This window comes from Bradyrhizobium sp. USDA 4454 (assembly GCF_054822705.1).
This window is the reverse complement of the sequence record NZ_JBTRCN010000001.1, coordinates 7,729,206-7,741,813: the sequence shown is the minus strand read 5'-3', so window position 1 is coordinate 7,741,813 and position 12,608 is coordinate 7,729,206. Positions and strand designations below refer to the sequence as shown.

Annotated in this window: 11 protein-coding genes and 1 pseudogene; 7 read left to right on the top strand and 5 right to left on the bottom strand. The window is 62.9% G+C overall.

Going from position 1 to position 12,608, the window contains the following annotated elements; translation table 11 throughout:
- Positions 1-83: 83 nt before the first annotated feature.
- From ACVIW0_RS36030 to ACVIW0_RS36020, 3 genes are all read left to right on the top strand, one after another.
- Positions 84-614, top strand: a complete 531-nt coding sequence (locus tag ACVIW0_RS36030; RefSeq protein ID WP_461356666.1) for a VOC family protein — start codon at positions 84-86, stop codon at positions 612-614.
- Between the two features lie 247 nt (positions 615-861).
- The gene (locus ACVIW0_RS36025; RefSeq protein WP_461356665.1) at positions 862-1,344 is read left to right on the top strand and encodes a hypothetical protein; all 483 of its coding nucleotides are present in this window, start codon (positions 862-864) and stop codon (positions 1,342-1,344) included.
- A gap of 403 nt (positions 1,345-1,747) precedes the next feature.
- Entirely contained in the window at positions 1,748-2,314 is a 567-nt protein-coding gene (locus tag ACVIW0_RS36020; RefSeq protein WP_461356664.1) for a hypothetical protein, read from the top strand.
- A gap of 305 nt (positions 2,315-2,619) precedes the next feature.
- Here the strand turns inward: ACVIW0_RS36020 and ACVIW0_RS36015 are convergent, their stop codons facing one another.
- Both ACVIW0_RS36015 and ACVIW0_RS36010 read right to left on the bottom strand, forming a co-directional pair.
- A complete protein-coding gene (locus ACVIW0_RS36015; RefSeq protein ID WP_461356663.1) occupies positions 2,620-3,873 on the bottom strand; it encodes a flavin-dependent oxidoreductase in 1,254 nt (417 codons plus the stop codon).
- The gene (locus ACVIW0_RS36010) at positions 3,870-5,036 is read right to left on the bottom strand and encodes an ABC transporter substrate-binding protein (RefSeq protein WP_461356662.1); all 1,167 of its coding nucleotides are present in this window, start codon (positions 5,034-5,036) and stop codon (positions 3,870-3,872) included. Before ACVIW0_RS36010 ends, ACVIW0_RS36015 begins: the two co-directional genes overlap by 4 nt.
- A 140-nt stretch (positions 5,037-5,176) precedes the next feature.
- Here ACVIW0_RS36010 and ACVIW0_RS36005 point away from each other — a divergent pair, with 140 nt between their 5' ends.
- Positions 5,177-6,115 (top strand): LysR family transcriptional regulator, encoded by a 939-nt coding sequence (locus ACVIW0_RS36005; RefSeq protein WP_461356661.1) that lies wholly within the window; start codon positions 5,177-5,179, stop codon positions 6,113-6,115.
- Positions 6,116-6,338: 223 nt separating this feature from the next.
- Here the strand turns inward: ACVIW0_RS36005 and ACVIW0_RS36000 are convergent, their stop codons facing one another.
- The 3 genes from ACVIW0_RS36000 to lepA form a co-directional block, all read right to left on the bottom strand.
- Positions 6,339-7,511, bottom strand: a complete 1,173-nt coding sequence (locus ACVIW0_RS36000) for an acyl-CoA dehydrogenase family protein (RefSeq protein ID WP_461356660.1) — start codon at positions 7,509-7,511, stop codon at positions 6,339-6,341.
- Between the two features lie 282 nt (positions 7,512-7,793).
- Complete coding sequence (locus ACVIW0_RS35995; protein ID WP_461356659.1) at positions 7,794-8,123, bottom strand: hypothetical protein; 330 nt, start codon at positions 8,121-8,123, stop codon at positions 7,794-7,796.
- A gap of 199 nt (positions 8,124-8,322) precedes the next feature.
- Entirely contained in the window at positions 8,323-10,134 is a 1,812-nt protein-coding gene (lepA, locus tag ACVIW0_RS35990; RefSeq protein WP_461356658.1) for a translation elongation factor 4, read from the bottom strand.
- Positions 10,135-10,296: 162 nt separating this feature from the next.
- Between lepA and ACVIW0_RS35985 the strand changes: the two are divergent.
- The 3 genes and pseudogenes from ACVIW0_RS35985 to ACVIW0_RS35975 all read left to right on the top strand — a co-directional run bounded on the left by ACVIW0_RS35985 (position 10,297) and on the right by ACVIW0_RS35975 (position 12,459).
- Positions 10,297-11,313 (top strand): annotated as a pseudogene (locus ACVIW0_RS35985) (caspase family protein).
- A 168-nt stretch (positions 11,314-11,481) separates the two neighbouring features.
- Positions 11,482-11,655 carry a YARHG domain-containing protein gene (locus ACVIW0_RS35980; protein WP_461356657.1) on the top strand — a complete coding sequence of 58 codons (174 nt, stop codon included), beginning with the start codon at positions 11,482-11,484 and terminating at the stop codon, positions 11,653-11,655.
- Positions 11,656-12,459 (top strand): M15 family metallopeptidase, encoded by an 804-nt coding sequence (locus ACVIW0_RS35975; RefSeq protein WP_461356656.1) that lies wholly within the window; start codon positions 11,656-11,658, stop codon positions 12,457-12,459.
- Positions 12,460-12,608: the final 149 nt, after the last annotated feature.

The following is a 12,608-nucleotide window of genomic DNA, read 5'->3' as shown; positions in this document are numbered from 1 at the left end:
TGGGCCGGGCAGATCGCGAGGCTGCGGGCGAATTGCGCCCGCAGTGCTCGCGATGGATCGCACAAATAGCAAAGGAGCCTGTCATGACCGCACCCGTCATTCGCGGCGTCAATCATATCGGCATCACGGTGCCCGACATCGAAGCGGCAAAATCGTTCCTGGTGGAAGCTTTCGGCGGCCAGGTGATCTACCAGTCCTTCGGACCGCAGGATCCGTCGCGGCAGGGAGCCGAATTCGAGCGGGCCGTCGGCGCTTTTCCCGGCACGGTCGTGCGCGCGCAGGCGATGGTCAAGATCGGAACCGGACCCGATATCGAGCTCTTCGAAATGCACGGTCCCGAGCAAGCCAAGCCGATCCGGGCGAGCGACTTCGGCATTACGCACTTCGCTGTCTACACCGACGACATCGACGCATCGGTCGAGCGTTTCGAGAAGGCGGGAGGCACGCCCCTCACCGCGCCGCGCGCTATTCCCTATGCAACCGAGAAAGGTCCTGGAAACAAGGTCTGCTACTGCCGCATGCCGTGGGGCACGACAATGGAATTCATCACCACGCCGGACCGCATGGCCTATCATGACCAGACGGATCTGCGCAGGTGGCAAGACGAGGGCTGAGCAGGCGCGAAAAGAGACCCGCATCGATCAAGTCGCGGCGATGCTGACGCTGCGGAAGGTTCGACGAGAGCGCAGCCGCGATGGCTGCGGTGACGGATCGACCGCGCCGGCGCTTCTGGACCGACAGCGGAACTGATCTAGGCTTGCGCCGGCGAACGAAGCTGTGACCCGCACCCGCGCAGAGGCGCTATTGTCTGAGCATCTAGTTGTGGTAGCATTGAGAAGAGGCGACTACCAAAGAGGCACGATGAAAACCGTGCGCACATCTATCCTGTTTGTGCTGGCGGCGTGGCTAGTCATATTCTTTTTTGGGGTGCTACCGTACGTGGGTAGCCAGACGCTAAAGGTGGAAAGTCGCGCCCACGTAATGGGATTTTTCTCAAACTACCGCGAGGTTTCCGGCACAAAAGGTTCTGGATACGTTGTTGTTACTCTCGACTTCGATCGACCAAGCCCTCAAGGCCCGGTTCACTGCAAGGTTGACCCCTATACACTGGGCTCAGTTGACACTGAGGTGTCAAAACTTTCGAGCGCCCAATTCGCCGTACAGGAGGGCACATGCGCGGCGGCGATACAATTGCCGCTCAATAGCCCGCATGACCTTTGGGGCTGGATACGGCTTCTTCTTCTCGGCTCTATGTACGCAGCGATCATCGGATGTGTCTTTGGTTTCGCTGTGCTGCACGACTACGTTTGGAAACGCGGAAATCCCCACCAGACCGTGACCTGAGCGTGTGCATGAACATGCCGCATGGCCCGTAGCCGAAGGTCCACTCGTTCGCCTGCACGTCAGTTCGTTTGTTCCGAGCGGAAACTCCGCTCGGATAGACCGCTATAGATAGCTTTTGACCCCAAAGCCGACATGCCATGGTCACCCGGCGATGTCCGGTGTTAGGGGCAGAGCCGACATGGCGGATGAGTACGCCCTGTTCAATCTGACTTCATCGCGCCTTAGCGCGCCGTCGGCGGGGCTGCGAGATTGCCCGCCAGGATCGCCTTGCCGGCGTCCTCATACTGGGTGTCGCGGGCCTGGTCTGCTAGGCGATCGCATGTTCGCTGGTTGCTCGATTCGCGAACGCGAGTTAAATTGGCTTATACAATTATTGATTGCGCTCCTGAATCGGATCGTCAACATGTCCACCGAGCTCGATGCGAACGGCTGCGTGGAAATCTGCGAGTCCCGCGTCCGGCTCGCAATTTTCGCTGCCTTGGGAATTGTCATGACTGCCGGTGCGCTGTTCATGAGCGGAGTGTGTGCTGGCGTTCTTCTCGGCTTGCTTGGTCCTCCGTCAAGGGAACGCGCACTTGTTGGTCCTATTCTGGCCTTCCTGATGGGGGCGGCCGGCATCATCCTGTTCGGATCGATTGCCATTCATGCCCTTGTCAGGTGGTTCGGCCCCCGCCAACCAGTGCTCTTCATGACGCTAGATGGCTTCAAAGACATTCGGATCAGCGCCGATTGGATTCCATGGTCCGCGGTTCTGTCTTTGAAATTACGTGGTAAGGGCATCGTGATCGATGTTGATCCTGACTTCGTTCGGAAACACCTGCGGCTGGGTTCTGTGACCCGGTTCGCGCGAATGGCGAACGGCCTCTTTGGCAATCGTGGCCTATGGGTCGCTGCCTTTCCGCTAGGCATATCAGCGCGCGAACTTCTCGACGCTATGGCAAATCTATATCGGCCGGCGCGCAGGACGTAGCTGAAACGCTGCCCTGAATATTGAGGATGCCGACTACTCACTTCCGCTGTGGCCCGTAGCCGACCTTTGCCCCGAAGGCTGCAATGCCTGCTTCGGAGATGAAGTAAGGTCTCGACAGTGAGTAGCTTTTTTGTGGTCGACGGACCAGCGTCTCCAATTGGCCCTGAGCTGCCCAACGCAACGGCGACCCGCCTCGTCGGCTGTCTGCGGAAGACCTGACGTTGGACGTTGGTTGCTGTGAGCGCCGCTCGTGACCTTTCAGCGACCTCGGGAGATGGTTGGCCCGCCCCGGGCCGCAATCGTTCTCAGCGAGTGACGTAGGACGGCCGAAGATTGACCGTCTCGACGTCGAGACCTGCGGCCCTTGCAAACGAAGCGACGATCGCGTCGAATTCGCCACGTGAGATGACGTCGTCGATGTGGGCAAAACCATTCGGTGCGCGCTCTTCTACAAGCTGCATGGCGGCTTCAGGCCCAAGGTTGCGGTTGCGCAGGATCAGTTCGTTCATTGGGGGACGCCGCTCGGCGTCGTAGCGCTTGAGCGCGGCGACGGCGTCACCGGTGTCCAGCAGGGCCCGGGTCAGCGCGCGAGCGTCGAGGATGGCTTGGGAGCCGGCTTGGCTACCGATTGGCTGCATGGGATGAGCGGCGTCGCCGAGCAGGGTGACGCGTCCGAACGACCAAGCGGCGACCGGATCGCGATCGACCAATGGAAACTCGTAGATGTCGGGTGACTGCTCGATCAACGCAGGCAAATCCAGCCAAGGGAATCTCCAGCGACCGAAGGCGGCGAGAACCTCCTCCTTTGCAACACGACGGTTCCAATCCTCGCGCGGCGCTGGCCGGTCCGACACCGCTTTCTGGCAAATCCAATTGACTAGCACTTTCCCCCCTCGCCCTCTTCCGATCGGGTAGATGACGATGCGCTGGTGAAGATGGCCGGCGATGACCATCGTTTGGCCATCGAGGAACGCTTCAGCCTCTACCGCTGCCCGCCATAGCATCTGCTGGGCGAAGCGCGGCGCGCCTTCCGAGGGATAAAGCTGATGCCGAACGGTGGAATGGATTCCATCGGCGCCGACAAGAAGGTCAGCCTCGTCGACACGCTCCGATCCGGATTGACGATCAGCGAACCTGACCCTGACCCGACCATCCTGCTCAAATCCAGTCAGCTTCAGTCCGGTTCGAACGTTGTCGTTGCCGATACGGTCGCGGACGGCGCGCAGCAGGAGAAGCTGCAACTCACCACGATGGATCGAATATTGCGGCCAGCGGTATCCGGCGTCGATTCCGCGACGCTCAGCGTGAATCAGCTGGCCGAACTTGTTGCAGAGATTGAGCCGACGCGTTGCGACGCCGGCGTCCGAAAGTGCGCCGCCGAGCCCAAGCTCGGTCAGTTCGCGCACCGCGGTGGGCTGCAGATTGATGCCGACACCGAGAGGAGAAAGATCGCGCACGGCCTCATAGACCCGGACCGCTATTCCAGCCTGATGCAGGCTGAGCGCAAGGCTCAGCCCGCCGATGCCGCCGCCGGCGACGATGATTTCGAGTTTCCTCATTTTGCGGCGACGCGAGGGTCGCGGACGTTGCTGAACGTCTCAAATTCGATGTTACGCAGGTCGCCGTTGGTCTTCTCGACCTTGCGGATATAGATGTTGTGCACGACTTCGCCGGTGTTGCGATCGATGCCCATCGGGCCGCGCGGGCTTTCCCAGGTCATGCCCCGCATCGCGGCGATGAGAGCTTTGCCGTCCGTTGAGCCGAACGTCTTGAGCAGTGCTTCGTAGATCGCATGCATCCCGTCATAGCCGGAAACTGCCATGAAGTTCGCGCCGTCCTTTGCGTCCTTGCGATAGGCGTCGGTGAATGCGGCGTTGACGGCGGATGGATGCGACGCCGAGTAGAAGTGCGCGGTGACGACGCCGAGCATGGCGTCGCCCATATTCGGCAAGGCCTCGTCGTCGGTGAGGTCACCGGGGCCGATCAGCGCGATGCCGGCCTTGTCGAGACCGCGCTCGACAAACTGCTTGGCGAAAGTCGCCGCTTGCGTCGAGGGAATGAATACGAACAAGGCTTGCGGGGCCGCTTCCTTGACACGTTGCAGGAACGGCGCGAAATCGGGACTCTTCAGGGGAACGCGGATCGCTTCCGCGATCTGGCCGCCGGCGGCCTTGAAGTTGTTGGAGAAGGTTTCTTCGGCCTCGAGGCCGGGCGCGAACTCGGTGATCAGCGTCACAGCCTTGGCAAAGCCCTTCTTCATGGCCCAGTCGGCCAGGATCGCCGAGGACTGCGCGAGCGTGCAGCTGGTGCGGACGTAGAACGGTGATTTCTCGACCACCGCGGTCGTGCTCGAAAGCATGATCACGGTCGGCTTCTGTGCCTCCGTAATGAGTCCAGCGCTCGCGAACATATCGGCAGTTACGCCGCCGCCGACGATGTCGACCTTTTCATTTACGATCAGCTCTTGGATCAGGCGTTTGCCGGTTTCTCCTGAGGAGGCTCCGTCCTTGACAATCAGCTCTATCTTTTTGCCGGCGACCGCGTCGCCATGCTGCTTCATGTAGAGGCGGGCGCCCGCCACCACTTGCTGGCCCGCCGCGGCGAGCGGACCGGTCAGCGGCATGACCATGCCGACCTTGATCGTGCCTTGCGCGCTGGCGCTTCCAGCCAGAGCGACCGAAAGAACGAGACTGGCAGCGCAGAAAGGTCTTCGCTTGGACATCTCTCCCTCCATCAGAACCGGCTCGGCTCCGGGACCGGAATAGCCTAAGCCGATCGCGTCTTGAATGCTGCCTCAGGGCCATGTAGCTTGGAAGCTCGATTTCGAGACATCCCTGTAGCCGAGAACCTAAGGGGGTCTAGATGGAATGGTCCGACCGGATTGGTCTACGTATCAGGCTGCGCGATCTTCACATCGTGATGGCCGTAGCCGAAGCCGGCGGCATGGCGAAAGCGGCCCAAAAGCTGGCGATATCGCATCCGGTCGTCTCCAAGACGATTTCCGATCTGGAACAGACGCTCAAGGTCAAGCTGTTCGATCGCACGACGCAGGGCGTCGAGCTAACCGAGTACGGACGCGCGCTGCTCAGTTGCAGCGTTAATGTATTCGAAGAGATGCGTCAGGGCCTGAAGCGGATCGAGTTCCTGACCGATCCGACGTCGGGCGAGCTCGCTATCGGGTGTCCGGAAATCATGAACGCCAGCATGATTCCCGCAATATCGGAACGGCTGCTGCAACAGCACCCCCGGGTACAGCTGCGCGTCATTCATGCCGATATGGGACTTGCGCAATACGGCCCTCTGCGCGAACGCAAGGTCGAACTCCTGATCGGTCGATTGCCAGAGCCCTTCATGGAAGACGACCTGATTTTCGAACGGCTGATCCAGGAGCCGTTTGTTGCGATCGCCGGTGCAAACAGCCAATGGATCCGACGGCGCCGCATAGACCTTGCCGATTTGATGGAAGAGTTGTGGGTGCTGCCGCCGCATGATAGCGCGCCGGGATCGATCATCTCCGGAATTTTCGCCACCAGCGGGCTGAGGTTGCCGCGGCCCGCGATTGCCACATTGTCAGTTCAGCTGACCACGACGCTGGTCGCAACCGGCAAGTTCGTCGGCATCTTGCCGAACTCGGTTGCCCAGTTTAGCTCCCGGCGCACGGGATTGAAAATCCTTCCGGTCAAGATCCCGGCCACGCAATATGCCATCGCCATTCTCACCTTGAAGAACCGCACGCCGGGTCCGCTGGCGCGGCAGTTTATCGAGCACGCGAGAAGCGTCGCGAGATCGGTATCGGCTTGAACTTCTGTCCGACCGAGGTCTGCTTTGGCCCGAAACCGACATGCCATGGTCACTGGTGATGTCCGGTTTTAGGGCGTAGAGCCGGCAAGGCGGACGTATGAGTGGCGCCCCGGCTCAGCCTGACCTCGTCGTGCCTTAGCTTCTTGTGTAAGCATGATCTCCGCGCAAACGCGTTCCGCGTTTGTCGCGACTGAAACCGCTTCGCATTTTTCCGGATCGCGCCTTAGCGCGTCGTCGGCGGCGCTGCGAGATTGCCCGCCAGGATCGCCTTGCCGGCGTCCTCATAATGGGTGTCGCGAGCCTGGATCTGCTGGGCGATCGCATGCATGTCGCGAAACCGCCGCTCGAACGGGTTTTTGGCGAACACTGCCGTCGCGCCCGACATGTGATAGGCGATGTCGACCACGGACGCCGACTGGTGGATGGTCCAGGTCGAGGCGATGCGGATCGCGATCCGATGCGCCTCGGTGATCGCGTCGCCGCGGGCGAGGTCGCTCCAGACCTCGCGGGCGGTCGCATAGAGATAGGCGCGCGCCGCGCGCAGGCTGGCCTCGGTGCGGCCGATCTGGCCCTGCACGGCGTTGTTGTCACGCATCGCCTTCAGCCCTTGCGGGGTCTTAGCCCGCGCAAGATCGGTCGCCGCATCCAGCATGGCGCGGGCGACGCCGAGCGAGGTGGCGGCAAAGCCCATGCTGAACACCATGTTGGTGGAGAGCTTGTAGAGCGGGCCTGCCTCGCGGCACGCGCTGGGATCGTCGCGCAACGCGGCGAACTTCTCCGGGATGAAGAGGTTGTCGACCGAATAGGAATCGGTGCCGGTGCCCTTCAGGCCGATCACGTCCCAGACGTCGTACATTGTCGCAGATGACATCGGGAACAGGATGGTGCGGATTTCCGGCGAACCGTCGGCCTTCTTGCGCGGCGAGCCGTCGGCCTCGACGACACGGACATGGGCGCCGAGCCAGCTCGCCTGCCGTGAGCCCGAGGCGAAATCCCAGCGCGCACTGGCGCGGTAGCCGCCGGGTTCGGCGCGGACCTCATGGGCGATCGCGCCCCAGGCGAGGATGCCGGGCGCGGTGTTGAAGATCTCGTCGGCCGCGTCGGGATCGAGATAGGCCGCGGTCATGGCGCAGACGCTGCACTGGCCGAGGCACCAGGCGGTCGAGGCGTCGGCCTTGGCGATCTCCTCCTGCATCTGCATGAACGATTCCAGCGTCGCCTCGGCGCCGCCGAAGCGCTTCGGCAGCAGCGCACGATACAGCCCGTTCTCGACCAGGGCCGCGGTGACAGACGGCGTCAGCCGTCGCGTCCGTTCGATCTCGTCGGCTTCGGCAATGATCAACGGCGCCAGCGCGCGCGCCCGCTCGACAAGGTCTACTCCCTGCGGCTTGTTCATGCGTGTCCTCGGCCCGTTCTGACATTCTTGTTGGGGGGCGCACGCGATGGTGACCCATCCGGCAAGGGAGGGCAAGGCGGGACAGTGCCGACGCAGATCAGCTATCCGTCACCGATGCGCGCGCGCGAGCGGGCGAATGCGGCCGCGCTCAGGCGGCGGCGCGGAAGTCTGATGAGATTAGGTCGAACTGGAACGGCGCCGAAAGTTCACCTCTCCCAGGGAGAGGTCGATTTGCGCAGCAAATCGGGTAAGGGGTTTCGGTCTATCGAGAGAGCAAGAGCCTCAGCCGCACTGCCATGCCCGCCCGATCGGCGTCCAGGTCCAGCACGGGCCAAAACTGCCGCCATTGTAGCGGCCGCGGTAGAAGCCGGGGCGGCCGAAATAGTGCCAGTCGCCGCCATACCAGTATTCCGGCGAATAGTCCGGGTAGCCGCGCGCGGCGCCGCGCGGGCCGAACACCGGAATGGTTTCGTTGCGCGGCTGCCGGTAGCCGGGCAGGAAGCCATAGCCATGCCAGCGGGCGGTCTGCCGCTTCTTCGAGGAGGCGGCCGCGCTCAGGTCCGGCTGCAGTAATACGAGGATGACGATCGAGAAGGTGAGAATGCGCAACATGATCGGAGCTTAGTCGGGCCGTCCGGTGATGGCGATTCAAATCATGGTGCGTTTTGTTGCTGGGACAAGGATGGGCAACACGCGAGCCTGCGGCAACGTGTCGGCTGTCCGGCTCCTTTGCATGGGGTTGTTTTCGCGATTTGGGCGGGAGCGGATTGTCGCACCTGCCGGCAGGCCGGCGACGGTCCGCGGATGCGCCTCAGCTATCCACCTTCAGCGCGGCAATAAAAGCTTCCTGCGGGATGTCGACCTTGCCGAACTGCCGCATCTTCTTCTTGCCTTCCTTCTGCTTCTCCAGAAGTTTCCGTTTGCGAGTGATGTCGCCGCCGTAGCACTTCGCGGTGACGTCCTTGCGCAGCGCGCGGACGGTTTCGCGCGCGATCACCTTGCCGCCGATAGCCGCCTGGATGGGGATCTGGAACATATGCGGCGGGATCAGCTCCTTCATCTTCTCGACCATGGCGCGGCCGCGGCCCTCGGCGCGGGTGCGATGCACCAGCATCGACAGCGCGTCGACCGGCTCGGCGTTGACCAGGATCTGCATCTTGACCAGGTCGGCCGGCTTGTAGTCGGTCAGGTGATAGTCGAAGGAGGCATAGCCCTTGGAGACCGATTTCAGGCGGTCGTAGAAATCGAACACCACTTCGTTGAGCGGCAAATCGTATTTCACCATCGCGCGCGAGCCGACATAGGTCAGCTCCTTCTGCGCGCCGCGGCGGTCCTGGCACAGCTTCAGCACGCTGCCGAGATATTCGTCGGGGGTGAGGATCGTGGCCTCGATCCACGGCTCCTCGATCTCGGCGATCTTGACCACGTCGGGCATGTCGACCGGGTTGTGGATCTCGAGCTCGGTGCCGTCGGTCAGCTTCATCTTGTAGATCACGCTCGGCGCGGTCGCGATCAGGTTGAGGTCGAACTCGCGCGACAGCCGCTCCTGGATGATCTCCAGATGCAGCAGCCCGAGGAAGCCGCAGCGGAAACCGAAGCCGAGCGCGGCCGAGGTTTCCATCTCGTAGGAGAAGCTGGCGTCGTTGAGCCTGAGCTTGCCCATCGCGGCGCGAAGCGTTTCGAAGTCGTTGGCGTCGACCGGGAACAGACCGCAGAACACCACCGGGATCGCCGGCTTGAAGCCGGGCAGCATCTCGCTGATCGGCTTCTTGTCGTCGGTGATGGTGTCGCCCACTCGCGTGTCGGCGACTTCCTTGATCGCCGCGGTGATGAAGCCGATCTCGCCGGGGCCGAGCTCCTCGACCTGCTGCATCTTCGGCGTGAAGAAGCCGACGCGCTCGACGTCGTAGGCTGCACCCGTGCCCATCATGCGGATGCGGCTACCCTTCTTCATGATGCCGTCGACGACGCGGATCAGCACGACCACGCCGAGATAGACGTCGTACCAGCTGTCGACCAGCAGCGCCTTCAAGGTCGCGTCGCGGTCGCCCTTCGGCGGCGGCAGGCGGGTGACGATCGCCTCCAGCACATCGGGCACGCCGACGCCGGTCTTGGCCGAGATCATCACCGCGTCGGACGCATCGATGCCGATCACGTCCTCGATCTGCTGCTTGACCTTCTCGGGCTCGGCGGCCGGCAGGTCGACCTTGTTGAGGACCGGCACGATCTCGTGATTGTTGTCGAGCGCCTGGTAGACGTTGGCGAGCGTCTGCGCCTCGACGCCCTGGCTGGCGTCGACCACCAGCAGGGAACCCTCGCAGGCCGCCAGCGACCGCGAGACCTCGTAGGCGAAGTCGACATGGCCGGGCGTGTCCATCAAATTGAAAATGTAGTCCTTGCCGTCCTTGGCGCGGTAGTTCAGCCGGACGGTCTGCGCCTTGATGGTGATGCCGCGCTCGCGCTCGATATCCATCGAATCGAGCACCTGCTCCTTGCCCGCCATTTCACGATCCGACAGGCCGCCCGTCATCTGGATCAGGCGGTCGGCCAGGGTCGACTTGCCATGGTCGATATGGGCGACGATGGAGAAGTTGCGGATGTTGGAAATCGGGGCAGTTGTCATGGGGCGCGGGATAGCATCCGCACCCCCGCGCGGGCAACCATATTGCGGTATTTTGCAGGGCTGTGACGGCGAATCACGGGGGTGTTTTCCGCGGGGTTGCAATGCTCGATTTCCGGGCATGTTTCTGCTAGGTCTGGCGGCCCGAAAATCGTGGATTTGACGATGCGCTGGACCCTTCTCGCCGCCGGATTGCTGGCCATGTTGTTCGCGTCGCCCGCGGCTGCTGACAAGCGCGTGGCGCTGGTCGTCGGGAATTCGACCTATCAGAACGTGGCGCGGCTGCAGAATCCGAACAACGATGCGCAGCTGGCCGAGACGTTGCAGCGGCTCGGCTTTGCGCTGGTCGGCGGGCAGGCCCAGGTCGATCTCGACAAGGCCAGCTTCGATAGCGCGATCCAGCGCTTCGGCAGCCAGCTGATGGGCGCCGACGTGGCGTTGTTCTACTACGCCGGCCACGGCATCCAGGTGCGCGGCACGAGATAGTTCGTGCCGGTCTCCGCCAACCCCACGCGCGAGGCCGATGTCGATTTCCAGATGGTCGATGTCGGTCTGGTGCTGCGGCAGATGGAAGGCGCGGGCACGCGGCTCAACATCGTCATCCTGGATGCCTGCCGGAACAATCCGTTCGGCGGCCGCGGCCTGCGCGCCGCCGACGGCGGCCTCGCCCAGATCCGTGCGCCGGAGGGCACGCTGTTATCGTATGCGACCCAGCCCGGCAACGTCGCGCTCGACGGCGATGACGGCCACAGCCCCTACACGCGGGCGCTGGTCGACACCATGCAGAAGCCCGGGCTCGACGTGTTGCAGGCGTTCAACCAGGTCGGCCTCGTCGTCAAGCGCGCCACCGGCAGCGCGCAGCAGCCCTGGGTCTCGACCTCGCCGATCGACGGCTCGTTCTATTTCGCAGGCAATGCGCCGGCACAGGTTGCAACCGCCGATCCGCCGGCGACCGTGATCCCGCCGCAGCAGACCCTGCCGCCGCCGAGTGCGTCGCCGCCGGTGGCGCGCGCGCAATCGGACTTCATCATTCCAGATTCCGACAACCGCCTGCTGTCGGAGTCAGATCTCAAGTCGCTCAGCAAGGACGATCTGCGGATCGCCCGCAATGAAATCTACGCGCGGCGCGGACGCTACTTCAACGCGCCGGACCTCACCGCGCGGTTCAGCAGGTTCGCCTGATACGCGCCCCGCTCCTGGGATCCGCCGCTCAATGCGGTCGAGAGCGCCAATGTCGCGCTGATCGATCGCTTCGAATCCGGCGGCGCGACGCCGAGCGGATTCATCTTCCCGGATTCCGACCGGCGGCTGCTGACGCCGGCCGATCTGCGGCCGCTGTCGCGCGACGAGTTGCGGATCGCGCGCAACGAGATCTTCGCGCGCCGCGGACGCTATTTCGACTCCGCCGATTTGAAGGCTTATTTCTCGCGCTTCGCCTGGTACGCGCCGAACAGCTGGAATCCGCGATTGAACGCGATCGAGGAGGCCAATGTCGCCCTGATCGACCAGGCCGGGAAGCGCTGAATGGCCGCGCGCGAGATCGCCTGTGTCGTTGCCTTGTTTGCGCTGCTGCCGCAGCTCGCGCGCGCTCAGAGCAAGAGCGAGATGCTCGACCGCCTGGTGCGGGCCTATCCCGACGCGCTGGCCGGTCATGACGACACCACGATCACCTGGCGCGATGGCACGGTGATGCCGGTCGATGACGGCGTCTCCGACAAGCGGTTCGACCAGCTGTTGCGCAATGCGTCGATCCTCGACCAGATGCGGAAGCCCTATCCGTCCGGGCCATCAGCGCCGCCGGCTGTGAATGTCGATCCCGGCCGCTTCCGCAACGATGCCTTCTTCAGGAAGATGTATGGCGACTGCAACACGGGTGAGGTCCGGCGGAACCTGGTGACGATCAGCTGGCTGCCGCGGTCCTGGGGCAAGCCGGTCCAGGTCACGCGGGTCAACGGCATTGCCGAGCGGCTCACGCAGGTCTCCGCCGAGATCGAGGCGCTCGATCCGGCCCTGCGCGCCGCGGCGTTTCCGATCGCGGGTGTGCTGTCTTGTCGCGCCGTCGCCGATACCGGCCGGATGAGCATGCATGGCTATGCGGCTGCGATCGACCTCAACCTGAAAGTCTCGGATTACTGGCTGTGGGCGGGCAAGGGGCAAGGCAAGGGAGAAGACAAGGGAGAAGGCACGGGCAAAACCGTCCCCTACAGGAACCGGATGCCGCGAGAGATCGTCGACATCTTCGAGCGACACGGCTTCATCTGGGGCGGCAAGTGGTATCACTACGATACCATGCACTTCGAGTACCGGCCGGAGCTTCTCGACAAGTGAACCGGCCGGCTGGAGCATGATCCGGAAAAGTGTGCGGCGGTTTTCCGAAAAGATCACGCTCAAAACAAAGGGGTAGAGCGGGAAGGCGATTCGAAGAAAAGTCATCCCGCTGCTAAAGGCATTCTCACGCCAAGCTGATTTCACTGGCC

What these genes read in the sequence shown, in the direction of transcription:
- ACVIW0_RS36030 (WP_461356666.1), top strand. Translation starts at nt 84, where the DNA reads ATGACCGCACCCGTCATTCGCGGCGTCAATCATATCGGCATCACGGTG.
- ACVIW0_RS36025 (WP_461356665.1), top strand. Translation starts at nt 862, where the DNA reads ATGAAAACCGTGCGCACATCTATCCTGTTTGTGCTGGCGGCGTGGCTA.
- ACVIW0_RS36020 (WP_461356664.1), top strand. Translation starts at nt 1,748, where the DNA reads ATGTCCACCGAGCTCGATGCGAACGGCTGCGTGGAAATCTGCGAGTCC.
- ACVIW0_RS36015 (WP_461356663.1), bottom strand. Translation starts at nt 3,873, where the DNA reads ATGAGGAAACTCGAAATCATCGTCGCCGGCGGCGGCATCGGCGGGCTG.
- ACVIW0_RS36010 (WP_461356662.1), bottom strand. Translation starts at nt 5,036, where the DNA reads ATGTCCAAGCGAAGACCTTTCTGCGCTGCCAGTCTCGTTCTTTCGGTC.
- ACVIW0_RS36005 (WP_461356661.1), top strand. Translation starts at nt 5,177, where the DNA reads ATGGAATGGTCCGACCGGATTGGTCTACGTATCAGGCTGCGCGATCTT.
- ACVIW0_RS36000 (WP_461356660.1), bottom strand. Translation starts at nt 7,511, where the DNA reads ATGAACAAGCCGCAGGGAGTAGACCTTGTCGAGCGGGCGCGCGCGCTG.
- ACVIW0_RS35995 (WP_461356659.1), bottom strand. Translation starts at nt 8,123, where the DNA reads ATGTTGCGCATTCTCACCTTCTCGATCGTCATCCTCGTATTACTGCAG.
- lepA (WP_461356658.1), bottom strand. Translation starts at nt 10,134, where the DNA reads ATGACAACTGCCCCGATTTCCAACATCCGCAACTTCTCCATCGTCGCC.
- ACVIW0_RS35975 (WP_461356656.1), top strand. Translation starts at nt 11,656, where the DNA reads ATGGCCGCGCGCGAGATCGCCTGTGTCGTTGCCTTGTTTGCGCTGCTG.